Origin of the sequence: Komagataeibacter medellinensis NBRC 3288 (assembly GCF_000182745.2) — a bacterium.
Taxonomy (GTDB): domain Bacteria; phylum Pseudomonadota; class Alphaproteobacteria; order Acetobacterales; family Acetobacteraceae; genus Komagataeibacter; species Komagataeibacter medellinensis.
Genome location: NC_016027.1, coordinates 2,543,060 through 2,567,727 on the forward strand (window position 1 = coordinate 2,543,060; position 24,668 = coordinate 2,567,727).

The 24,668-nt window shown below is 51.3% G+C and carries 18 protein-coding genes and 2 pseudogenes; 14 read left to right on the forward strand and 6 right to left on the reverse strand.

Annotation, left to right across the window (positions count from 1 at the left end; genetic code table 11):
• The first annotated feature begins 18 nt into the window (after positions 1–18).
• The 5 genes and pseudogenes from GLX_RS11995 to GLX_RS12010 form a co-directional block, all read left to right on the forward strand.
• The gene (locus GLX_RS11995; protein ID WP_025825741.1) at positions 19–1,701 is read left to right on the forward strand and encodes an alpha-keto acid decarboxylase family protein; all 1,683 of its coding nucleotides are present in this window, start codon (positions 19–21) and stop codon (positions 1,699–1,701) included.
• A 73-nt stretch (positions 1,702–1,774) separates the two neighbouring features.
• Positions 1,775–2,331 (forward strand): annotated as a pseudogene (locus GLX_RS19010) (IS5 family transposase); the annotation flags it as partial.
• A gap of 103 nt (positions 2,332–2,434) precedes the next feature.
• A complete protein-coding gene (locus tag GLX_RS12000; RefSeq protein WP_025825740.1) occupies positions 2,435–3,463 on the forward strand; it encodes an IS110 family RNA-guided transposase in 1,029 nt (342 codons plus the stop codon).
• A gap of 352 nt (positions 3,464–3,815) precedes the next feature.
• Entirely contained in the window at positions 3,816–4,811 is a 996-nt protein-coding gene (locus GLX_RS12005; RefSeq protein ID WP_041247852.1) for an IS481 family transposase, read from the forward strand.
• Positions 4,807–5,586, forward strand: a pseudogene (locus GLX_RS12010) (transposase); the annotation flags it as partial. The gene GLX_RS12005 and the pseudogene GLX_RS12010, both read left to right, overlap by 5 nt.
• Before the next feature lie 293 nt (positions 5,587–5,879).
• Here GLX_RS12010 and GLX_RS17465 read toward each other — a convergent pair.
• A complete protein-coding gene (locus GLX_RS17465; RefSeq protein WP_158309236.1) occupies positions 5,880–6,467 on the reverse strand; it encodes a histidine phosphatase family protein in 588 nt (195 codons plus the stop codon).
• Between the two features lie 314 nt (positions 6,468–6,781).
• Between GLX_RS17465 and GLX_RS12020 the strand changes: the two genes are divergently transcribed.
• On the forward strand, positions 6,782–7,144 hold the full coding sequence (locus GLX_RS12020; RefSeq protein ID WP_014106223.1) for an ArsR/SmtB family transcription factor: 363 nt from the start codon (positions 6,782–6,784) through the stop codon (positions 7,142–7,144).
• Positions 7,145–7,278: 134 nt separating this feature from the next.
• On the opposite strand, the gene GLX_RS17470 is transcribed toward GLX_RS12020, so the two are convergent.
• Both GLX_RS17470 and GLX_RS12025 read right to left on the reverse strand, forming a co-directional pair.
• Positions 7,279–8,484 (reverse strand): MFS transporter, encoded by a 1,206-nt coding sequence (locus tag GLX_RS17470; protein WP_014106224.1) that lies wholly within the window; start codon positions 8,482–8,484, stop codon positions 7,279–7,281.
• Positions 8,485–8,691: 207 nt separating this feature from the next.
• Positions 8,692–9,606, reverse strand: coding sequence for a LysR family transcriptional regulator (locus GLX_RS12025; protein WP_110096354.1), 915 nt, complete (start codon positions 9,604–9,606; stop codon positions 8,692–8,694).
• Positions 9,607–9,816: 210 nt separating this feature from the next.
• Here GLX_RS12025 and GLX_RS12030 point away from each other — a divergent pair, with 210 nt between their 5' ends.
• From GLX_RS12030 to GLX_RS12040, 3 genes are read left to right on the forward strand one after another with little or no spacing between them, the layout of a single operon-like run.
• Entirely contained in the window at positions 9,817–11,454 is a 1,638-nt protein-coding gene (locus GLX_RS12030) for an MFS transporter (RefSeq protein WP_014106226.1), read from the forward strand.
• Positions 11,455–11,468: 14 nt separating this feature from the next.
• Positions 11,469–12,542 (forward strand): HlyD family secretion protein, encoded by a 1,074-nt coding sequence (locus GLX_RS12035; RefSeq protein WP_014106227.1) that lies wholly within the window; start codon positions 11,469–11,471, stop codon positions 12,540–12,542.
• Positions 12,529–13,980 (forward strand): efflux transporter outer membrane subunit, encoded by a 1,452-nt coding sequence (locus tag GLX_RS12040; RefSeq protein WP_041247853.1) that lies wholly within the window; start codon positions 12,529–12,531, stop codon positions 13,978–13,980. The genes GLX_RS12035 and GLX_RS12040 overlap by 14 nt, the downstream gene beginning before the upstream one ends.
• 229 nt (positions 13,981–14,209) lie before the next feature.
• Here GLX_RS12040 and GLX_RS12045 read toward each other — a convergent pair whose 3' ends face one another.
• The gene (locus tag GLX_RS12045; RefSeq protein WP_014106229.1) at positions 14,210–14,911 is read right to left on the reverse strand and encodes a pirin family protein; all 702 of its coding nucleotides are present in this window, start codon (positions 14,909–14,911) and stop codon (positions 14,210–14,212) included.
• A 162-nt stretch (positions 14,912–15,073) separates the two neighbouring features.
• On the opposite strand from GLX_RS12045, the gene GLX_RS17475 reads away from it, so the two are divergent.
• Positions 15,074–15,994, forward strand: a complete 921-nt coding sequence (locus GLX_RS17475) for a LysR family transcriptional regulator (RefSeq protein ID WP_014106230.1) — start codon at positions 15,074–15,076, stop codon at positions 15,992–15,994.
• 54 nt (positions 15,995–16,048) lie between these two features.
• Here GLX_RS17475 and wrbA read toward each other — a convergent pair whose 3' ends face one another.
• Positions 16,049–16,645 (reverse strand): NAD(P)H:quinone oxidoreductase, encoded by a 597-nt coding sequence (gene wrbA / locus GLX_RS12050; protein WP_014106231.1) that lies wholly within the window; start codon positions 16,643–16,645, stop codon positions 16,049–16,051.
• Positions 16,646–17,019: 374 nt separating this feature from the next.
• A complete protein-coding gene (locus GLX_RS12055; RefSeq protein ID WP_014106232.1) occupies positions 17,020–17,637 on the reverse strand; it encodes a YceI family protein in 618 nt (205 codons plus the stop codon).
• Positions 17,638–17,940: 303 nt separating this feature from the next.
• On the opposite strand from GLX_RS12055, the gene GLX_RS12060 reads away from it, so the two are divergent.
• The 4 genes from GLX_RS12060 (at position 17,941) to GLX_RS16660 (ending at position 24,610) form a co-directional block, all read left to right on the forward strand.
• Positions 17,941–19,071: an efflux RND transporter periplasmic adaptor subunit gene (locus tag GLX_RS12060; RefSeq protein ID WP_014106233.1), complete on the forward strand. Its 1,131-nt coding sequence runs from the start codon at positions 17,941–17,943 to the stop codon at positions 19,069–19,071.
• A 24-nt stretch (positions 19,072–19,095) separates the two neighbouring features.
• Positions 19,096–22,239, forward strand: a complete 3,144-nt coding sequence (locus GLX_RS12065; protein WP_035352875.1) for an efflux RND transporter permease subunit — start codon at positions 19,096–19,098, stop codon at positions 22,237–22,239.
• Complete coding sequence (locus GLX_RS12070; RefSeq protein ID WP_014106235.1) at positions 22,239–23,726, forward strand: efflux transporter outer membrane subunit; 1,488 nt, start codon at positions 22,239–22,241, stop codon at positions 23,724–23,726. The genes GLX_RS12065 and GLX_RS12070 overlap by 1 nt, the downstream gene beginning before the upstream one ends.
• Before the next feature lie 272 nt (positions 23,727–23,998).
• Complete coding sequence (locus GLX_RS16660) at positions 23,999–24,610, forward strand: TetR/AcrR family transcriptional regulator (protein ID WP_048851167.1); 612 nt, start codon at positions 23,999–24,001, stop codon at positions 24,608–24,610.
• Positions 24,611–24,668: the final 58 nt, after the last annotated feature.

The window sequence follows — 24,668 nt, forward strand, 5'->3', positions numbered from 1 at the left end:
ATAAAAAAGGAAACAGACATGCCCGCGCAATCAATCGGAAACACACTCATAGATATATTTGTCGAGGCCGGAATCAAACGTATCTATGGGGTGCCCGGTGACTATAATCTTCGCTTTCTTGAGCTTCTCGAAAGTGATGGCCGTATTGAATTTATCGGAACATGCAACGAACTTAATGCCTGTTACGCGGCAGATGGAGACGCCCGAATCAGTGGCTTTGCTGTGGTCACGGTAACCTATGGCGTTGGTGATCTAGGCCTCCTTAGTGCCATTGCTGGTGCTTATGCGGAGAATGTGCCGGTCCTTGTTCTCTCAGGCGCACCTCCGGAGTACGCGTCTAGATCCGGAGCCCTCCTTCATCACACCCTCGCGGATGGCAACTATACAAACGTTCTTAAGGCGTTCGAGCAATTTACCTCAGCCCAGAGTACTCTCACCGCCCAAAACGCTGGAACCGAATTGCTACGACTCATCAAAGTCGCATGGACTATGAAGCTTCCAGTTTATGCACAACTTCCATCCGATATAGTTGACGCACCTAGCGAGCGAAACACTCCCACGCCGAATTATTGTTTTCCAAGTTCTGATAAAACAATACTTTCAAATGTCATAAATTTTTTCGTCCATCGCTTAGAGCGTGCTCACTCCCCCGTCATTTTAATTGATGCCCTTGCGGACCGTTATGGGGTAGTTTCTGACATTCTCCGGATCATCGAAAAATGGAGCTTGCCCTATGCCGTTATGCCGACAGCAAAAGGGACTTGTCCCGAGGATAGTTCCCTCTATTTGGGGGTATATTTCGGGCAAAAATCACGTAACGGGTTGTTCGAACTCATCGGTCAATCGGATCTCGTCATAGGCATCGGTGTCCGTTTCGTGGATTCAACGTCTGCGTGGTTCTCGCAACGTATTCGGGCGGACGCGTGGGTCAATATTGAAGCGACACAAGTTGTCTCTTTCAAACAGTCCTTTGAGAATGTCGAAATCACAGAATTAGTTTCTACATGGCTCAAATGGGATACTGATCGGCACCCAAGGTCTACCAATTCTTCGCAGTCGGTTTCGATCAAACCACAGGTCAACATAGTCTGGGGGCAGCATTACTTCTGGAGCCAAATCGAAGCGTTTATTGAGCCACACGATATAATTATTGCGGATAACGGCACGTCGCTTGCGGGCGTGAATGCTCTTAAATTACCAGAAGGATGTAGCATTGTTTCCCAACCTATATGGGGAGCGATTGGCTATACATGTCCCGCGCTACTCGGCACGCTACTTGCTGCACCGCATAGACGCCAGTTGCTCTTCATTGGGGATGGAGCATTTCAACTTACTGGGCAAGAAATTTCCACCATGCTGAGGCGAGGTGCGGCGCCAATTATCTTCCTCATCAATAATAGAGGTTATACGATAGAACGAATGATCCTTGGACCAAACGCACATTTTAATGATATAGCCGCGTGGAGCTATGAAGACCTGCTACACGGTTTCGGCGGAAAAGAGTGTGGCAAATTTATAAAGGTCGGCGATATATCGGGTCTCCAGAAAGTTCTTCAGAATCCATCAAACGGTGATAGATTGCTTCTAATCGAAGTCTCGTTTGATCCACTTGACGGACCACCTGGTCTCAGCGAATTTGGCAAGATGGCTCGAGACTATGACTACCCTACGTCCTACGGCATGTCGTCAGTTAAGTCATGAGTGAGGCACGTCGGGGTTGTACTTTGTGTCTGCGTGTACTGACTGTTTTCCGTTTTATGGTGGAGACAGACAGATGCGGCGCTATAGTTTACGCGATAACCAGTGGCAGCGGATAAAGGATCTTCTTCCCGTTCGAGAAGGCTATGTCGGCGACACTGCGGCGGACAACCGTCTGTTAATGGAGGCGGTCCTGTATCGCTACCGCGCGGGCATTCCATGGCGCGACCTTCCTGCCCGTCTCGGCGACTGGAAAAACGTGCACCGGCGTCTGCGCCGCTGGTGTTAAAGCAGTGTCATTGAACGGATATTTCGTTATCTGGGTGCTGATCACGACAGCGAATACATGATGATCGACAGCACAATTGTCCGGGCGCATCAGCATAATGCCGGAGCTCTCAAAAAAGGGCTACGGATGAGGCCATCGGACGATCACGAGGCGGGTTGACGACAAAGATCCATGCCGCCTGCGACGCTCTGGGCAATCCGGTGGAACTGGGCATCACACCGGGGTAGGATGTCGATATCACCCAGGCGGAACCGCTTGTGGAAAACATCAACCCGGATGCTTTCCTTGCTGACAAGGCGTATGACGCGGACATGTTGATCGATCGGCTGGTACAGCGCGGGATTACTTGTCAGGTTGTGAGATGGGATGGTTGCCGTCCTCCCCGAACGGCATCGCAGTGTGCCAACGTGGTGGTTGGTAACGCAACCACGGAAGAGAGGACGGCAGATGACGGATACAATGATTGGGGTGGATCTGGCAAAGACAGTCTTCCAGATTCACGCGGCATCGCTGACGGGCGAATTGCTGTTCCGCAAGAAGGTCCGTCGCCCGCAGTTTCTGCAGTTTATGGCGAGCCAACCGCCGGCACTTGTAGTGATGGAGGCGTGTGGCAGCGCCCATTACTGGGCGCGGGAACTGATGAACGTGGGGCACGAGGTGAAACTGATCGCACCGCAATATGTCCGCCCGTTCGTCAAGCGCCAGAAGAATGACGCCGCCGACGCGGAAGCGATCGTGATCGCGGCCCGCCAGCCGGAGATGCGTTTCGTGGTGCCGAAGAGCGAGGAGCAGCAGGCGCGTGCTGTTCTGTTCCGCTGCCGCGACCGGCTGGTCCATCAACGGACCGAACTCGTCAATGCACTGCGCGCGACGCTTTATGAGTTCGGCCTGATCGTGCCAAAGGGCATTGCTCATCTCAAACGCATGGAGGAATTCATCGAAGATGAGAGCGTGTCGCTCCCGACGATCGTCCGGAAGGAGTGCCGCGATCTTCTGGAGCAGATTGATGAGCATTCAGCTCGGATCATGGAAAAGACCCGCGCCATGGCCGGGCTTTCGGAAGAAAGCGGTGTGGCGCAGCGTTTGGAAACGATGCCTGGTGTCGGACCGTTGACCGCACTGGCCGTTGAGGCCTTTGCCCCTTCTATGGAGAGCTTCCGTAGTGGCCGCGATTTCGCGGCATGGCTCGGCCTTGTCCCCCGGCAGTTTTCGTCCGGCGGCAAGGAGCGGCTGGGCCGGGTTTCGAAGGCCGGTCAGGCCGATATCCGACGTTTGCTGATCATCGGCGCCATGACGCGCGTGAACTGGGCGAGCCGCAAGCCGCCGCTGCCCGGCACCTGGCTGGCACGGATGCTGGCCCGCAAACCCCGTATGCTTGTGGCGATTGCCCTGGCGAACAAGATGGCGCGGACAATCTGGGCCATGCTGACGAAGCAGGAGAATTATCGGGATCCGGTTCCGTCCGCCGCAGCATGAGATGACCTCAACTGCGCGCGGGCGGAATCGGTAAGGGGGTGTGAGAAGGCGACGACCCATATGGGCGCATGATCGAGCCGATCCGGATCGGGAAAACCAACTGACGTCTTGGTGCCCTTGAGCACGTTTGTGAGATTTGGACCTGATCCGCAGATCACCATATCGGCCAGCGGCTTCTGAAAGCGCCGCGTTCAAAGGCCTGACAGAAGACCGCAGTCGATCACTCGTTCAAAAGGTCAGATACTTCTTGCACTACGGACGGCAACCACAGAAGACGTCATTGGGATGATGTAGCGTGGGCGATACCGCGTTATGCTTCGTTGTTTTCTTCCGTTTGCAGGGAGACCGAATGATCCTTCAGATCCACCCACAGGCACGCACGACACCGGCTGTCCGGGCTGAGATAGCTCGTTCGTCAGAACCGACATCCGTGCTCGCCAGACGCTACGGGATCAGCGATGAAACAGTCCGCAAGTGGCGCAGGCGTGGTTCGGACGCCTGTCAGGACCGCAGCAGCCGTCCCTGGAGGCTGGCCTGGAAAGCCTCGGAGGAGGAGCGCGCCATTGTCTGTCAGCTTCGGCGTTCTACCGGTTTTGGTCTGGATGATCTGACCTTTGTCTTACGGCATTTCCTGCCGCATCTGAACCGGGACAATATCTGGCGGATACTGAAAGACGCCGGATTGAACAGGCTGCCTCCTGTTCCAAAGGCCGGACCAGTTCGGGGACAGGGAAAGTTCCGCGATTACGATCCCGGTTATGTCCATATCGATGTGAAACATCTGCCAAAATTACAGACAGCAGATGGGGACCGGCGGAAACGTTTTCTGTATGTCGCCATCGATCGCTGTTCCCGTTCAGTGCACCTGGCTGTTTATGACGCGGAAAATGCGGATAATTCCGTTGATTTCCTCAATGCCGTCAAATCGGCCTTTCCTTTCCGGATCACCCATATCCTGACCGATCGTGGCTCCTGCTTTACAGCGGACGCCTTCGAAAAAGCCTGTCATGACATGGGAATCGACCGACGCCGGACCAAGGCTTACTCCCCTCAGACCAATGGAATGGTGGAACGCTTCAATGGCCGTGTCGCTACAGAAGTACTGCACGTCTGTGTCTCAAACCATGAAGATCTGGAAATTCTGCTCAGAGGCTTCTGTTTCGCCTACAATCATCGCCCGCAGCGTGTTCTGGGCGGCATCGCTCCCGCCCAATGCATCATCTCATGGCTTGAAAAACATCCCGCGTCACGTAATCAAGACTATATCAAACCGGCTGGTCGTGACATCATGAAACAGGTCGACGAAATCCTTGATTACGCCAATGACGTCTCACAACCTGACACCTAACGCCAAAACGGTCTGGCTGTTCCGTGAACGCCTGACCCAGGCGGGTGCGATTGAAAGACTGTTTGACCGCTTTGACGCGACCCTGCGCAACGCCGGATATTTGCCAATGTCGGGCCAGATCCTGGACGCAACGCTGGTGGCTGCTCCAAAGCAGCGCAATACGAATGCCGAGAAGGCAGATCTCCGGGCAGGACGTATTCCCGAAGATTGGCAGGACAAGCCGGCAAAGCTGTCGCACAAGGATCGTCGTGCGCGCTGGACGCTGAAGTTCACGAAAGCAAAACGGCAGGATGACGGAACGATCCCCGCAACGGATCTCGCTATCCCGTTCTTTGGATACAAATCCCACGTCTCCATCGACCGGAAGTTTCGGTTCATCCGGAAATGGAAGACGATGGATGCCGCCGCCAGTGATGGCGCGCGATTGAGAGAGGGGCTACTGGATAAAACCAATACGGCCTCAACTGTGTGGGCTGACACGGCGTATCGCTCAAAAGCCAATGAGGACTTCATGGAAAAGCAGGGCTTTGTCTCAAAGGTTCATCGCAAAAAGCCGCATCTCAAGCCTATGCCCCTGCACATCCAGAAATCAAATGCTGGAAAGTCAGTGATACGCTCGCGTGTCGAGCACGTTTTTGCCGATCAGAAGTCACAGACCGGACTATTCATCCGAACTGCTGGCATCATACGGGCCACCATGAGGATCGGGCTGGCCAATATCGTCTACAATATGCGACGGTTCCTCTTTCTGGAACGGATCAGTGCCACAGCATAGCAATCCAGAGCAGGAAGCCTTCTCTCTGCTCAAAACGCAGATCTGATGCCATCGCAGAAACCATCAATCAGTACGCCAAAACTCGAAAAATACGAGCCAACCTTGCCAAATAAGGGTTCTTCGAACCCTCCACATTCAAAAGAGCACGATTTTAGCCTCTTTATCTCTTCAATATAAGAGAATGAGGCGGATCGGGTGATGATGAAAGAAGAGTATCGTTCCGTAAGTGCTGGTAGTCATTTTATGGCAACTGACGAAAAACTGGCTATAAAATACGGATTCACAGCGGTGGTTTATGCGGGAAAAGATTCGTTGAATTCCGTGATTTTCCATCCATCAATGCTTTTATTGAAATAATTTGGCTGTCCATGTTGGCTATTAAGCCAGAGGCCGGTCAATTTTTCGGAGATTTCTTGGAATACGACGTCATGTCCAACCAAGACAATTCTGGATTTATTGTCCTGTATTCTCTCCATTTTGGTGAAAAAAGAATTACATCTTTTTTGTATTTCTTCCCAGGATTCCCCATATTTCGAAATGATTTTTACAAGTTGTTGTTTTTCATTTATTCCGTGCTCAATCATAACATTTTTGATCGATTTTCCATCGAGTTTGCCGAAATCGCATTCAGTCAGATTTTCTTCTATTTCAATCATTTCAAGTCGGTCGGGAAATGCTAGTCTTGCTGTCTCAATGGCTCGTTGTAGTGGGCTGACCAACACCCTGGTTACCGATAAATTCTTGAGTTTTTGTGCTGCCTGGTATGCTTGCTGTCGTCCGGTATCATTTAGAGGAATGTTACTCCTACCCTGCAGTAAACCTGACTTGTTCCAGTCTGTTTCACCATGACGAAGAAAAACAAATGGCTGAAGATTTTCCATAACGAACTCCTGTTTCACTATGTGTATCATAATAAAATTGATTTTGATGTTTTGGTTGCAGATTTGTACGGAGAGATGGAGCTCCTTATCTAATGCAGAATATTACCTTTCAAGTTGTTCTTGGGGGGACAAATAAATACAAATGTGACAGTCTCGTTAGAAAGAAGGATAGTCCAGGTTTGGGAATTTGAGCAGGCATGATGGCATTCGAGCAGAATGTGTTGTTTATCCGCAAGTAATTCTGTTGAATATTTTCATAGGATACAGAAAATCACGTAATTGACTTAAATTTCAGGGCTGCATAAGAATAGGGTATGCACACCAATCATCCCAAACGCGACGATATCCGGCTTGAGAGTGTACTGATGGCATTTGCAAATCCACTGCGACTGGCGGCTGTATGGACTATTGCTCAAGGTGACGGATATCCCAGCTGTAGCGTGCTGTCACATATTCCAAAATCCACCATGAGTCATCATTGGCGTATCCTGCGAGATAGCGGCGTTGTCTGGCAGCGCCAGATGGGACGGGAATACCGGCTGTCTTTGCGACGAGACGATCTGGACTATCGTTTCCCGGGGCTTCTGGATTCTATCTTGGCCCCGCTCACCATTGATGCACTGACTCACAACATGATCGTTGCATATAATGGGGAAGGGCAGAAGGTCGAGATATGATATTCGGTCCGACGCATTATATCATCGGAGCGTTGCTATGGACCCGTGCATAACAGGGAAGGGGTATTTCGAACCTGTGTTGTTGCATCGTGTGCGCATAGAAGAGGAGGGCGTCTATATATTGTAGCCATTTACTAACATGATTTACCAATTGTTCGCGCTCGACCGGCTAGTGTCGCAAAGATCATAGCCAGCATGCTTGATGCAACCAGTAGCCATAGGGAGGCACTCCAATTGCCGGTCGCGTCATGAAGCACGCCGATCAGCAATGGTCCGGCAGCAGCTCCCACATAACCAATGAATTGTGCCATTCCTGAAAGGACTGCAGCTTGATGATGATTATGTGTTCGGAGGCCGAATAGGGACAGGCTTGTGACCATCGCAACACCGGCACCGAGGCCGGCACAAATGAGCCACACTAAAGAAAGGCTGGGCATAAGTACTAAGCCGCTTGTCCCTGCCAAAAGTAAAAGCCCGCAGATGAAACCCAGTAATCGCTGATCGTTCAACCTCTGAAGCAGGGGCGCACAGCCGAGGTTTGTCGCAACAGCAACCACCTGAAAAACGAGCAACATGAGACCGGCGGAAGAGAGGGGTATGCCACGACTGGCTGCATAGGATGCAAACCAGTCGACAAGTGAGTAAAATACCAGAGAATGAAAAGCGAAAAAGAGGGATACCTGCCAGCCGATCGGATGACGCCATGGGGAGGTGAATGTCTGGTCGTTTGTGGCGGCTGAGGAAAGGTAATGTTGTCGTGTGCGAAACTGCGGCAGCCACATGAGAAGCGCGCCAAATGAGAGGAGGGCCCATATTCCGATTGCCCAGCGCCAGCTTAACCCAGGGATGCGTGCAATCGGCTCAGCTATCCCGGCAGACAAACCTGCCATTGCTGCCATTGAGGCAGCATAGAGACCGATAAGGCCTGCGGCGCGTGTCGGAAAATCGCGTTTCACCAAACCCGGGAGGAGAACATTCCCAAAAGCGATCCCAGCACTGAGGAGGAGAGTGCCAAACCAGATTGAACCAGGCAGATCCAGAGATCGCGTGACTGTGCCAACCAGAATGGCCATGACCGATACGCCAAGAATGCGTTCGAGACCATGTAGTCGTCCTACAGCTGGGGCCACAAGGGACAGGAGGGCAAAGATCAGTAACGGCAGAGAATTCAGTAGTCCGGCCGTCGTGCCGCTGAGATGAAGCTCATTCTGAATAGCCGGAAGTACGGGACCCAGACTTGTGATAGGCGCACGGAGGTTGGCACCGATAAGAATGATGCCGAGATACAGGCTTGAAAAGCCTACGGTCGAAGGGCGGGGGGCCGAAAAGGGAGTTGGCACGTCAACATCCTATACACGCCATCTTCCTTGGTTTCAGAACATGACGACAAGAATGCGTTGGTTGACGTTAACGCTTACGCGGCGACCGTAACATGGGCTTGCCGTCTGAAATCGTCCCTACATGTCGTTAAGGGATGTGTCAATCTGTCAGAGTGTTTCTGTTGTTTGCAGTCGTTCGGTTATGATTACGGTCCCGCTCAGGCTTATTCACCTTTCCAGACGACGACGGACAACATTTGTGATGGCGGTGCGTAACCAACGATGCACGGGATCGGTGTCGAGGCGAGGGTGCCATGCCTGAAAAACCTCCAGCGGTTCCACCATCACGGGTATCTCGAACGCGATGAGTCCAACAGCGGCGATGGATAAGCCACTTTCTACAATATCAGGCATGGAAAAAATCAGATCTGTATGCGTAATTCCATGTAATGCCGCGTAGTGTGACGGCATGACCAGAGCGATATTGCGTTCCAGGCCATACCCCTGGTCCAGAGCGACATCTATCGGTCCCCTGCGGCGCCCTTTACGGGAAACCACGACATGATTGTAACGTGTAAATGCTTCGGGTGTGATTTCACCGTCAAGAATCGGGTGACCATTACGGACGACACCTCGAAACTTTGTAGAAAAAAGTTTCTGCCGTCGGATATCCTGCTGAAGTTCACGGGTAGCTCCTATGAAAAGGTCCACGGTGCCCTTGCGAAGGGCCTCGCTATCGTGTCCCTCACTTTCGGGGGCAAAGCGTAAGTGGCATCCTGGGCATGTCCGCGTCAGTTCCTGCATGAGCGGACCTGAGAAAACGCTTGTCACCACGTCATTCGCCCGGATCGTAAAGGAAGGAGTGAGTTTCGTGAAATCTACCTCTTCCTGCCTGGAGAGCGCCCGTGCGCTCGCCAGAACAGTGGCGACCTGCGCCTGAAGCTCCATAGCTCTCGGGGTGAGAACCATTCTGCGCCCTGACAGGACCAGGATTGGATCGGAAAATGCCTCGCGGATACGCGCAAGAAAACGGCTGATTGTCGCACTACTGACCTTCATTCGCCGTGCTACGCCGATAACGCTCTGTTCTTCAAGGAGAAGGGCAAGAACATACAACAGGTTGAGGTCGTAATCCTGCTTCACTGAACCATGCTCCATGTCTTGTTTGTTTTGCTCACTGGTGGGGCGATACTTAATTAAAATAGCAGTTTCAAGGCTATCAGAATATCAAATGTAAATGCTATACGTTACAGAATATGAAATGCTGAATTGCAGGTTCTGGCGCTTCCCAGTGGGGTAGGCTTGTGAGCATTATCTTTTATATTTTCTATCAGCCTCAACTATGGACGTAAGATGACCTCATCGGCACAAACTGCCGTGCCAACCGATAGTAGGCTGCATCCTTCTCCGCTGACGTTGCCTGTGGTACCGGCACTCAATGGGCGGTTGTTGGTTGGTCTGCTGGGGGTTTTGCTAGCTGTTCTACTCGCGGGCTTTAACGAGCATGTAACGGAAATCGGCCTGAATGATATTCGTGGCCAGATGGGCATCGGCCATGATGAGGGGACGTGGGTTATTGCTCTGTTTGAAGCCTGCAATATTTCTGCAATGGCTTTTGCTCCTTGGTTTGCTGTTACGTTTTCTGTTCGCCGCCTGACAATAGCCATGACGGCAACTGTCGGTATATTGGGGGCGCTTGCCCCTTTTATGCCCGATCTCGCGTGTCTGCTGATCTTGCGCTGTGTGCAGGGGTTTGCCAGTGGGGCACTTCCCCCCATGCTGATGACTGTAGCGCTCCGCTTTCTTCCCCCTCCTATCAAGATCTATGGGCTTGGAGCCTACGCCCTGACCGCAACATTTGGTCCCAATCTGGCGACACCTCTGACAGGGTTCTGGTTTGAGTATGTTGGCTGGCAGTTCCTGTTCTGGCAGATCGTTCCTCTGTGTGTCGTAACGATTATCTGCGTGGCCTGGGGGCTACCACAGGATCCGATGAGACTGGAGCGATTCAGGCGGTTTGACTGGTTCGGGTTGATGACCGGTCTGCCCGGCATATGTTGTCTTGTCATCGCGTTGCAGCAGGGGGATCGGCTTGATTGGTTCCGCTCTCCTGTCATCACCCATCTGACGTGTGTGGGTGTGTTTCTTTTTGCAGTCTTCATCGTCAATGAGTGGCATCATTCGCTTCCATTTTTTCGTATCCAGTTGCTCAAACAACGCAATATAGCGGATGCCTTGCTTACGCTTTTCGGGGTTCTGGTGTTGAGTGTGGTAACGGTTTCTGTTCCATCGCATTATCTGACTGCGGTAAAATCCTATCGTCCAATTCAGACGACGCCTTTCTCTCTGCTGATAGCGATTCCCCAGTTGCTCGCGCTCCCGCTGGTGGCAGCCATATGCAATATCCGCCGGATCGACTGTCGACATGTTCTTATGGCCGGTCTGGGTCTGATGGGTCTTTCATACTGGCTGGGAACCTGGATATGTGCAGACTGGGTCCGCGATAATTTTTATCCCATCGCGCTGCTGACTGTATTCGCGCAGCCTATGGTCATCATTCCGGTTCTGATGCTTGCGACCATGGGGCTCGGACCTACCGATGGGCCCTTCATCTCCGGTATGGTCAACATGACCAAGGGTATGGCGAGCGCTGTCGCAGATGGACTTCTTGACGCATTGTTCCGGCGCCGGGAGCAATACCATTCCTCCATGTTGCTGGATCACATGGGCCATATACAGTTTTCTCTTCCTCCTTTCGATGCTGTACGCCAGAGCCTGTTCGATCCTCACCTTGTTGACCCAGGCAGCGTGAACTCGGCCGCTATGTCCCTCTTTCATCGCGAGGTCGGGATGCAATCGCTCATTCTTGCCTGTGCCGATATCTATGTCGTGATGATTGGCGTTTGCACGCTTCTTATCGGCCTCAATCTTGTTCTGCCCAGCAGGGTGTATCCGCCGCGCGCAGCGGCACCGCTCTCTCGTCAATCCTAAACCGGAGATTTCATGTGCCGACCCGGCGTTTCTTAAGTCTTGCCGCTGTCATAGCGGGTCTTGGTGTCACGGCTTTCGCCGTGGACCGATTGGTAATGGAGCATCAGGGAAGTGTTACGACAAATGACGCTTATATCCATGCTTATTTCACACTTGTCGCACCTAAGGTCTCAGGTCGGATCGATCAAGTTGAGGCACAGGATAACCAGCACGTGAAAGCAGGCGAGACGCTGGCTCACATTCAGGACTGGGACTTTCAGGCTTCCCTCAGGATAGCCCGGGCTAATGTGGCATCCGCTCAGTCGGATATTGATAATTTGAGCGCGACCCTCAAACGGCAGCAACCTCTTATCGCCGCGGCGCACGCGTCGGTTGAGTCTGATAAGGCTGCTCTTGCCTTTGCTAGGCTGGATGAGGCGCGTTATCGCGATTTGTCTGCAGGTGGAGCAGGAACTGTTGAGCAACGTCAACGTACAGCAACACAGGCAAAACAGACTCTTGCGCTTCTTGCTCGTGATGAGGCAGAGGCTTCAGCGGCGGAGCAGCAGGTTCCTGTCATTCAAGCGCAACTTGAGCGTGCCAGAGCGGCATTACAGCGTGCGCAAGGGGAAGAAAAGCAGGCTGAACTCAACCTGTCATACTGCACGATAACGGCACCAATTGATGGCGTGGTTGGCGCGCGCGGTGTTCGTGTGGGGGCCTATGTTCATGTTGGTACTGCGCTCCTGGGCGTTATTCCCGTTCAGGATGCTTTTGTGGTCGCCAATTTTCAGGAAACACAATTAACTCACGTAATGCCCGGGCAACGGGCTACAGTCTGGGTTGATACTTTTCCGGGGCATCACCTGCGGGCTCATGTTGATAGCGTGGCGCGCGCGACCGGGGTCGCATTTTCTCCGATCCAGCCAGACAACGCGACGGGGAACTTTACCAAGGTGGTGCAGCGTCTCCCGGTCCGCATTGTGTTTGATCCGGGCCAGCCTCTTGCTGCGCGAGTGAGTGTTGGCATGTCGGTTGAAGTGAGAATCGATACAGAGACGAAAGCTGACGGCCCTCATGCATCGGATGATCGCTATGAATGGCGTTAAGCGACTGGGTTTTGCGCTGTTGGGACTAATGGTGAGTGCCTGCACCGTTGGGCCCGATTTTCATGATCCACGGATGCCTTCTGGAGATAGATGGCATGAAAGTCTGCCTGCATCTTCCAGCAAGGCGGATATGAAAAGGATCAATCCCCAATGGTGGGAAGTGTATCACGATCCTATTTTAGATGATCTTGAACGACAGGTTGCGGCAAAAAACCTCGATTTGCGGGCAGCAAGTTTCCGATACGCTCAAAGTCAGGCAGAACGAAAGATAGCAGGAGCTGCACAGTTTCCCTCCCTTAATGGAAATGCCTACTATCAACGCAATCAGATCAGCGCCAATGGCGTAAGGTCGGTGCTTGGTACCCCAATCGGCATGACTCATCCCACGCCAGCGTTCAATCTCCCGACTTATGGACTGAGTGCTTCATGGGAGGTCGATCTATGGGGGCATGTCAGGCGCTCTGTGGAGAGTGCGCGGGCTGCGATGGATGTTACCGACGAAATGCGTCGTGATGTCATCGTCTCACTCATGGCTGAAGCTGCCAGAGACTATATTGAATTGCGTGCAGTGCAGGCCGAAATGGCAATTATACGTCAGAATCTCGCAGTTGCGCGACGGAGCGTGGAGTTGACGACTCTTCGATTCACAAAAGGGGTTACGACCACGCTTGATGTAGATGACTCCGAGGCACTTTATCACACCTTTAATGCACGGCTACCGGTATTACGTAATCAGCAGGTTCATCTTATCAATGCTCTGAGTTTTTTGATCGCACGTGAACCAGGAGCATTAACGGCATTACTTGAGGCGCCGCATCCCATTCCTTCAGTGCCTTCGGTTATCGATATCGGTGTCCCTTCGGAACTGGCTGATCGGCGTCCTGATATCCGGATGGCAGCTGCAAAACTACATGTTGCAACAGCAAATATTGGTGTGGCAATCGCAGATTTTCTGCCGCGCGTGACCCTGTCGGGAACATTGGACATGCAGGCGATGTATTTCAGCAAGTTGGGGAATTGGGCTTCGCGTCAATATGGGTTTGGACCGACAATGACGGTGCCCCTTTTTGAAGGAGGCAGGCTCCGAGGGCAGTTGATGCTGCGAAAAGCCCAGCAACAGGAAGCTTTCATCACGTATCAGCGGACAACCCTGAATGCCTGGCATGAGATTGACGATGCGCTGGCCAGTTTTAGTGCAGCCCAGCAGCAACGTGATGAATTACGTCAGGCCGTGGCGCACGATAATGCCGCAGTAAATACAGCCCAGAGACAGTATGCGGCGGGAGCTGCTGATTTTCTTAATGTCCTGACCTTGCAATCCCAGCTTCTGGCTGCCGAAAATCAGCTTATTCAGTCGGAAGCGAGTGTATCGACCTCTGTTGCCCAGCTTTATCGGGCGCTGGGGGGAGGCTGGGAGGGGACTTTTCCTTTGCAGTGAACATCACACGTGGCAGCATCAGTGCTGCTACTGTAAGAGAATAACCAAGTAAATCGCGGACTTATTCCATGTTTATGATAAAATATTTTGAATCTATTTTGTTGTTTTAGGTAAATGAAGAGTAAGAAAGACCTTAAGCTTCTTTTTTCACTCATGATGATATTAATGGGTTGAGGAAAATTAATAAAGCTGAGAGGAGGGTTTTCGAACCCTCCCCGTACTCTTTTTTTTATAGCCTTGTATCAACAAGCACTATTTCAGAATCTTGATGTGCAAGGATTGTGAGGGTATCTTTCTCTGAGATGGCAGCACCATCACCCTCTCTGATCATCTGACCTTCAATTTCCACGGTGCCGCGGGCAACGACCAGATACGCCAGCCTTTCTATGCCAAGATGGTAATCGGTATTCTCTTCTCTTATTAATGTTGCTCCCAAGACGCGTGCATCTGTGCGAATTGGAAGAGCATCACCGTCGTTTTCGTAACCGGATGCGAGTATGATAAACTTGCCAGCACGATCGGTTTTCGGAAACACCCGGGTTCCCCACGACGGTGCATATCCGGATCGGGTCGGTATGATCCATATCTGGAATATCCGGGTTGTGACATCCTCAAGATTATACTCGCTATGCTTGATTCCGGTACCAGCAGACATAACCTGAACGTCACCTGCGATGGTACGTCCCTTATTGCCCAGGTTGTCCTGGTGGGTGATGGCGCCTTCCCGGACATAGGTTATGATTTCCATATTCTCATGGGGATGCATGCCGAAACCGGACCCCGGCGCAATAGCGTCATCGTTCCAGACGCGGAGAGCACCCCAATTCATCCGGCTAGGATTATAGTAGTTGGCAAACGAGAAATGGTGCCGTGTATCTAGCCAGCCATGATTGGCGTGCCCTAGCTGTGAGTAAGGACGAACTTCGATCATGATGGTTTTTCCAGATGGAGGTGACGATATGTGGATGGTGTCAAAAAATAGCCGCCCGGCGTTACTGTCGTAAATGGCAATAGTGGAAAGATACGGTTTCTCTTTCTTGGCGCAATGAGTATGTCGAGATATAACTGGACGATCAGCCAAGGGGGGAGTTGTATGAGACTGCCGGATTTTGAAGCATGGGCTATTTTCGCAAAAGTGGCGGAACTTGGTTCTTTTGCGCGTGCGGCAGAAGAAATACAGCTCTCCAAGCCGACTGTCTCAAAGGCGGTCAGTCGTCTTGAACAGACGTTAGGTATTGCGCTGTTCAATCGGAATTCTCGTCACATTTCCCTTACTGAGACCGGGAGGGCCCTTCTTGGCTATGCCAATCGTATTGTTACCGAAGCTGAAGCTGCTGAAGCAGAAGCTCGTGGTGATATGCAACGCCCTTCTGGCCGTATTCGCATTACCGCACCAGTGACATTTGGTATCCGCCATCTTGCCCCCGTCTTGCCGGAATTTATGCGGCGCTATCCTGAGATTGATCTGAATATCAGTTTCAGCGATGCAATTGTAGATGTGGTGGCTGACGGATATGATATCGCGTTACGTATCTCCGCTCTTGCTGATTCCTCTTTGCGCGCACGAAGATTATGCGATGTTGGTCTCTTTCTGGTGGCATCATCGGCATGGCTGAATACTGTCGGCCGACCTGAACATCCACGAGATCTGGAGGACTGTAAAAGCTTCGTTTATACGAATACCGCTGCTCCAGGAATGATTCGTCTCCGAAAGAAGAATTCAGGTAAAGAATTTGTCCTGCCACAAACGTCTAGGTTCCGTGCGGACAATGCTGAAGCGTTCCTGCCCTCTTTAGAGGAGGGGCTAGGCTACGGATTATTTCCCGAATTTATGGTTTCAGATGGATTGCAGGAAGCAAGACTGGAACGAATTCTTCCAGAATGGGAAGGGCCTGTCATAAGTCTATACCTGATTACCCCTCCAAGCCCGATGCGACCTAACCGTGTCAAAGCCTTGATAGATTATCTGATAAAGGCTTTTGAGCATCCACCATGGGTAAAAACCGAGAGGTAGCCTGAACCGGACAAAGAGCCTTCCTGAAGAAGAGTATCGGGAAGGCTTTGATAATCAGGCTAGTTTTTTAGTAATGCCGGCCACATGCTGACCGAGAAATTTCGCCCCATCGAGTTCATTGCTGCTTGGCTGACGTGATCCGTCACCTGCAGCAATCGTCGTGACGCCATAAGGTGAGCCGCCAGTGACTTCGTCAACTTTAAGCTGACCCTGGAAGCTGTAAGGAAGGCCGCTGATAACCATACCGTGGTGCAAAAGGTTGGACATCAGAGAGTACAGGGTTGTTTCCTGACCACCATGCTGGGAAGCCGTGGAGGTGAAGACCGCACCAACCTTGCCAATCAGTGTGCCCTTGAGCCACAGACCGCCTGTCTGGTCCCAGAAGTTTGCCATCTGAGCAGGGAGGCGGCCAAACCGCGTCGGAGCTCCTATGATAATGGCATCATAATTAACCAGATCATCCGTGGTCGCGATGGGAGCGCTTTGCTCCGTCTTAAAGTGATGCGATTTCGCAACATCCTCAGGCACCAATTCAGGTACTCTTTTTACATCGGCTTCAAGGCCTGCTTCACGGACCCCTTCTGCAATTGCGTTGGCCATCGTTTCGATGTGACCGTAAGATGAGTAATAGAGAACGAGAACTTTTGGCATTTTTACGTCTTTCTCAGGTGATGAAAACAATGTCTTTAAGGAGTTCAGAAACCCCATGATGATAACTCCTGTACGATTATCAAACATCCTAAAGTTGGAAACATTCTGTTTCTGGATTTAGCATGTAAGGATCTGAGAACCCTATTGTTGTTCGTAATGTCGATATCAGGACAGATTTTGAGAACGACCAATGATCCGTAAATGTCTTTTTGCAAGCAGCTCAGTCACGCCACGCGAGCGAGAATGCCTGCGCAGTTGCAACATCTCGCGCAGTCAGGGCTGATATCCCCAGTTGTAATCATTCACTGAAGGATGATCACAACTGGGGTATTCTAACTGTTTGGACCAACTGCGTGCAGAGGTGGCTGCAAGCGTTAGTCCTGCTTTTCGAATGCGCCAGCAATGCGCAGAGTCACATCGTCAGACACGTAAGGCACATACATCTTCACACCGAAGTCACTGCGCTTGATGGTGCCTGTGGCTTCAAAACCAGTGGTATATTTTTTGTCCAGTGCGTTCACGCCAGCACCGATGAAGTGAACCTTCAGTGTTTCAGGCTTTGTCACGCCATGGAGGGTTAGGTTCCCTGTTACGATGGCATCGTTGCGGCCAGTCAGATGAACTGACGTGGACTCAAACGTGGCATTGGGGAATTTGGCAGCGTCGAACCACTGATCGCTCTTGAGTTCATCATTAAGCTTGGCGCTGGTGGTCTGTACGGAGTCTACAGGGATGGTAACAGACAGCTTGGAGGCGGCTGGGTGTTGCGCATCCAGTGTCAATGTGCCGGACACATTGGAGAATACGCCCTGATAATTTGTAAAGCCAAAATGCAGCACGGAGAAGCCAACCTGTGTGTGGCCCGGTTCAACGTTATAGGTGCCAGATTGAGACTGGGCTGCGTTGGTGACAACCTGCGCGGACGCGGGGTTACCTGCCAGAAGCCCGATTGCCATGGCTGCAGCGGAAACAAAAGAAAGACCGTATTTCATAAGTATAACTCCAAATAGACGATTAATACCCGGTGTAGTCTTAGATTGTTCTAGGAGGCTATCAATTCGACGCCTGTTCAACATATCAAATTTATTACAGCTGTATTTTCAATAAATAAATGCAAACGTTGGAAACATATGGTTTCAAAATTTTCTCTATTGTGAGAGGCGTCCAGTCTTGGACTGCATCTGCGGGGTCTGCCAGGTGGGAGGGCCTGAAAGATGACGCTTGGCAGTGAACGAAAAACATAATATTCAATGTTCAATAAAATAGTTAAACGCTGACTGAAAGGACCATGGCTCGTGACATCGCGCACGTTTTCTAATGCCTGCATCGCAGGTCTCCTTCTTCTTCTGCCTTCGTGTGGCAAGAAAAACGCGGACGCGAATGCTCCTTCAGTGACGGATGTCCATGTCATGCGGGCGCACGAGCAGTCCGTAGATCTGACAGGATATGTTCCCGGACGCGCCGCAGCTTATCGACAGGCCGAAATCCGGCCGCAGGTCAGCGGTGTTCTTGAAAAGCGCCTGTTTGTTGAGGGGACTGATGTCAAGACGGGCCAGCAGCTCTATCAAATTTATCCGGTTCCCTATGAAGCTGCCCTAGCGCAGGCAAAGGCTGATCTGGCTCATGGAGAGGCGGAACGCGTTGCAGCAGACGCACGAAAAGCACGGTTCACCCATTTGTCCGGGATTAACGCCGTCAGTCATCAGGACTATGACGATGCCGTCTCCTCTGCGGCTCAGGCAGCGGCGGATATTGCGAGCGCGAAAGCGGAGATCATGTCCGCTCAGGTTAATCTTGATTATTCGCGTGTTTATTCCCCAATTTCCGGGCGTATCAGCCGCACGCTCGTTACGGAAGGCGCATTGGTGACGGCAAATCAGACCACACCTCTGGCGACGGTCACGCAGTTGGACCCGATTTATGTCGATCTGACCGTTACAGGTGAGGCGGTGTCGCGCCTGCGCGAATCCCTGATGAATGAGAAGCGTGACCATACTTCGACTGGGGCTGGCCAGGTCGATGTCGTCCTCGATACGGGACGCCCTTATACGTCACCAGGCCGAATTGATCTTCTCGAAGTAATGGTCGATCCGGGAACCGGAATGACCACGCTGCGAACAACATTCCAGAATCCGGATGCAATGTTGCTTCCGGGCATGTTTGTGCATGCAACTCTGCATTATGGTCGGCGAAAAGCTTTTCTTGTCCCACAGAACGTTGTGCTGCGAGACCTGCACGCCGACCCTTATGTCCTGATTGCCGGATCTGACGGTAAGGCTGTCCTAAGGAAAGTAAAAATTATTCAGGATAGCGGTAATTCATGGGTGATTACTGATGGTGTTTCTGACGGTGATCGTATCATTACTGAAAAACTCCAAACCTTGCAGCCCGGCGATTCGATACATCTTCTTAACGAACCGGCCTGACGGACAGTTGCGGAGTTTTATGTGATGTCAGATTTCTTTATCCGAAGGCCAATTTTTGCCTGGGTCGTTGCTCTTCTAATCTCGCTTCTGGGCGTTATTGCGCTCATGACCCTACCTATTGGCCAATATCCCAGTATCGCACCTCCACCAGTTACCGTCAGTGTTACTTATCCAGGTGCCTCCGCTGAAACAGTGTTGAAAACTGTTGTGCAGCCCATTGAAGAGCAGATGTATGGTCTTGATGGGCTGGAATATATCTCATCGTCTGCGCAGCAGGATGGCACAGCGCAGGTGGTGCTGACCTTTATTCAGGGCACGGATCCAAATATCGCCCAGGTGCAGGTGCAAAACCGCATGACAGTGGCGCAGGCACTCCTGCCGCCAGATGTGGTTGCCCAGGGCGTGAAAATTACCAAGGCAACCAAGAGTTTTACTCTGATCGCCATGTTGGTAAGTGAGGATAACCGGCTCGATTCCTATGCTCTGGGGGATTTTGTCGCTAACCATCTTCAGGAACCGGTTACGCGGGTCACGGGTATTGGTGACTACACCTTCTTCGGTTCAGAATATGCAATGCGCATATGGGTCAAACCGGAGAAACTGACCAGCTACGGGATGACTGTAACGGATGTTCGCAACGCGGTTACAAATCAGAACTTTCAGGTTTCATCCGGTGAGATTGGCGCGCTGCCAAGCCCGGATGAACAGGTGCTTGACGCCGTCATTTTGGGGCCGCAGCGTCTGACCACACCGGAGGATTTCCAGAATATCCTTTTGAAGGTCAACCCGGACGGCACACAGGTTCGTCTGCGTGATGTTGCGCGTGTGGAACTAGGGGCACAAAGTTTCCAGCCAAAGGGTCTCGTAGATGGGCACCCTGCTGCCGGTCTTGCCCTCAATCTCGCGCCTGGTGCCAACCAGATTCAGACAGTCTCCACCGTAAAGGCGCTGTTTGATCGTGCTGCGTCGTCCTTTCCCGCAGGCGTGCACGTTGTTTATGCTTATGACACAGCGCCGTTCGTCATGGAGTCCATGCACGAGGTTGTAGAGACACTGGTTATTGCGATCGGTCTTGTGGTCGTGGTGATGTATGTGTTCCTGCAGAATTTTCGTGCCACTCTGATTCCCACCATTGCCGTGCCCGTCGTGTTGCTTGGAACTTTCGCCGTAATTCAGGCGTCGGGCTTCATGCTCAACACCCTGACAATGCTGGCGCTGGTACTGGCAATTGGTCTGCTGGTGGACGACGCAATCGTTGTGGTTGAGAACGTCGAACGTCTGATGGCGGAAGAAAATCTTTCACCCGCCGACGCGACAAGCCGATCAATGAAGGAAATTACAGGTGCGCTGTTTGGCATCACAATGGTGCTGTCAGTGGTTTTCCTGCCCATGGCGTTCTTCGGTGGCTCTGCAGGCATCATTTACCGCCAGTTCTCCATCACCATCATTGCGGCCATGACGCTTTCGGTCATTACCGCCATTACGTTCACGCCGGCGTTGTGTGCCACTATTTTGCGTCCATCCCACGGTCAGGCGACGAAGGGTCCATTCGGCTGGTTTAACCGGTCATTCGACGCGTTGCTTGAGTATTATGGTCGTATCGTGGTGCGTCTGAATGCGACACCGCTTGCATGGGGGGGGTATTTGTTTCTGAGCGTTGCCGCTGTGCTATGCTTTTTTAAGCTTTCTGAAGGTTTCTTGCCTGATGAAGATCAGGAAGTCGTCTTCGTGCAGGTTCAATCGCCGCTCAACAGTTCGGCGCATGTCACGGAACGTGTGCAGAAAGATATTCGTGAATATGTCCAGGCACACGATAAAGGTGCTGTAGAAAATGTCCTGACGGTGTTTGGCTTCCATTTTGGCGGACGCAGTCAAAGTGCAGGTTTTATCGCAGTCAAGCTCAAGCATATTGATGAGCGTACGGGTGCCGTTCGTACAGCGCAGGACATAGCGTCTGATATTAACGGGCATTTTGCGACGTATGGGGTAGCCCAGGTTGTTGCGTTTCTTCCTCCACCCGTCATTGAACTCGGCAATGCCAGTGGTTTTGATTTTGAGCTGACCAATCCAGGGGGAATTCCCTACGAGCAGTTTTCTCAGGCCAAGGACCAGCTCATTGCCATGGCGCGGAAAGATCCGAGGCTTGTTGCTGTCCGTCTGAATGGACTGGATGACGCACCACAATGGCATTTGAACGTTCTGAGGGAGCGCGCCAATGCTTATTCGGTTTCCAATAGCGATATCAATGATACGATCGGGAGCGCCTTCGGTTCTGCCTATATCAACCAATTCAATATGAGTGGCCGTGCCAAAAAAGTCTTTCTTCAGGGGGAGATGGATTCGAGGTTGCAGCCCCGCGACCTAGAGAAATGGTTTGTACGCAATACACAGGGCCAGATGGTGCCGCTCACTGCTTTTACCGATCCAAAGTGGGAAATTGGGGCCCAGAAGCAGGATGTCTACAATGGTGTTCCCGCTTTCGAAATTCTGGGTGCGCCAGCGGCAGGCATAAGCAGTAGCGAGGCAATGAAGATCATGGAAGATTATGCGGCAAAGCTGCCGGTAGGGCTATCGCACGAGTGGTCTTCTATCTCCTATGAACAGCAGCAGAGTGCAGGGCAATCCGGGAAACTTTATGCTGTTTCATTGATTGTCGTTATCCTCTGTCTGGCAGGACTTTATGAGAGCTGGTCAATTCCTGTTGCTGTCATGCTCGTGATTCCACTCGGAATTCTTGGTGCTGCACTCGCTACTTTCCTGCGCGGTCTGGCAAACGATATCTATTTCCAAGTCGGCCTGCTTACAACAGTCGGTCTGGCCACCAAAAATGCAATTCTTATCGTGGAGTTCGCGAAGATGCACTATGATGCGGGTGCAACATTGGCTGATGCAGCTTTGATCGCGGCAAAAGAACGTCTGCGTCCCATCCTGATGACATCTTTTGCCTTCATTGTTGGTACTCTGCCGCTGGCACTCGCCACAGGGGCAGGTTCGGCTGCGCATATTGCCATCGGCACAGCGGTTGTCGGTGGTATGACTGGTGCGACAGTGCTGGCTGTGTTGTTCGTGCCTAAATTCTTTGTTTCGGTTCTGACCCTGTTCCGGGTTCAGCGCAATGCTCCAGATAAGCCTCCCGTCAGCACAGCGGAAGAAGGGGGGGCGCACTGATGTCGAGGCAGCTTTCCTTTTCATCACTGGTCTTCCTGCTTCTTGGAGGATGTACCATGATTCCGCATTACGAACGGCCAGCCAGCCCGGTTGGCAAGACTTGGCCGAATGGGTCTGCCTATCGTAATACCAAAGGCGTCTCGTCAGATGCCGTGAAATCCGATGCTGCATGGCGCGACTTTTATCGTGATCCACTTCTTCAATCTCTTATTGCAGAAGCGCTGGAGAACAACCGTGACTATCGTGTTGCCATTCAGCAGATCGAAACAGCTGGTGCGCAGTTTGATATTGAAAATGCGAGTCTGTTTCCGTCATTGACGGGGAATGCATCAGGAAATATCCAGAAATATGCTGCTCGAACCATGCGGTTTCCCCATACACCAGCTTCTCAGGGGTCTATTTACCAAAGGCAGTATGGTGTCGGTTTCGGCGTTTCCTCTTATGAGATTGATCTATGGGGGCGCATCAGGAGTGCTTCCCGGTCGGCATTTGATCATTACATGAGTGACGTCTATACGCGTGAGAGCGTGAATATTACGCTCAAAGCAAGCGTCGCTACGACAGTTCTTAACTGGGTGGCCAACAATGAAGGATATCAACTCACATCAGATATTCTGAAAAGCTGGCAGAAAAGTTACGATCTCGTCCTTGAAGCGCGTAAAAGCGGTTCGTCGAGCGACCTTGATGTGGCGGAGGCAGAGGAGGCGCTGCGTGAAGCTGAAAAGCAACTGGAGATCTATGACCGTCAGCGGGCTCAGGCCCTCAATCAGCTGGAACTTCTGGTAGGAAGGCCTCTGACGGACGCTCAGAAAAATGCACTGGAAGGAAAGAAAGCTCTTGCTGACATAGTGGACTTTCCGGATGTTCCAGAAGGTCTCCCGTCTGATCTCATCAGTAGGCGTCCGGATATTCTTGCCGCAGAGCATACGCTTCTGGCCGCAAATGACGATATTGGGGAGGCTCGGGCTGAGTTCTTTCCGAAGATCCAGATTACTGCGTCAAATGGTACAGCAAGTAGTGGCATCAAACGCCTTTTCCGATCCGGAATGGGGGCATGGGATGTCGCCCCGCAGATCACACTTCCGATTTTTGACGAAGGTCGATTGACGGCCCAACTCAAACAATCGAAAGCAAACAAGCGTATGGAGATTGCCCGCTACGAAAAATCAATCCAGACAGGTTTTAGAGAAGTAGCAGACGCGCTTGCTGCCAGAGAGACTTATGTTCGGGAAACGACGGCGCAGGATTGTTTTGTTTCGGCTTCACAGCGGCAATACCGGCTTTCTCGTGCGCGTTTTGAAATGGGGTCAGACAGTTATCTGCAAACACTTGTTGCCCAGAGAACTTATCTCAACGCCGTGACGGAAGGGATTTCTATCCATCTCGGTCAGCGTTCAAACGCTGTTACGCTCTATAAGGTATTAGGGGGTGGCTGGGAGAATGAGACGCCAAAGCGCCCATTCCGTATCGGTGAGCATATTCTATAAGCTTGTCTGACAGACAGCATTATAGGATGGCTTGCTGTGCCGACATTTCTATGGGGTTCAGAATGTTTGGCTTCATCATGCGAAGAGGCTTGGAGCGGATAAAATGTTGTGAGTCCAAGTCTTGTTTTTCTTGAGGGCGCGTTGGGATCAAATTACGAATGTCTGATCATCAACTCTGCCATTGGATATTGAAATTGATGTAATCTGTGCTTGCAAATGGATTTTAATAATCTAAATGGCTGGTGATTGAGCTAACGATGGGACCATCCTTGATGTTGAAGAACAAAAATGAGCGTGATGAAGCTGTTAGGACGCAGATTGTTGAGCAGGCACGCTTATTGTTTGAGCGTTACGGGCAGTCAAAGACAACCATGTCCGATATTGCGGAAGCGGCAGGTATGTCACCCGCACACATTTATAATTTTTTCAAAGGAAAAAATGAAATTATAGATGCCGTTGGTGATCAGGTTTTTTCTTCCTTCGCCAAAAAAATAAAAAAAGAGATTGACACAAAAAAAGATCTTTTTGAAAAAATAGCCACGATATTTCTGTTTATTTATAAGCATAACCGTGATCACGCTCTTCCAAAAGATGATGGGCTATGTATTAAAATTTGTGAGGGGATTGACGGTTGGGATTTTGAAAAGAAATTTGAGGGATTTGTCCTCAAAACAGTTTCTGATATCATAAAACAAGCTGCCGAGCCCGATATTTCGGGGGATAAAGTCCGAAATGATGCCAGAACTATTCTCGACTGTATGTTTTTCGGCGCTGTTTATACCGAAATATTCCGATCTCTTTCAGCGAAAGAGCATGAACAACGCGTCAGATACCAGCTTGAATTTATTCGATCCGCGCTTCTTCAGAGGGGATATGTCGTTTAGTAAAGTTACGCTCGCTCCTGGAATTTCAGAATGTGTCTTTATGGCGTGATCTATTTGC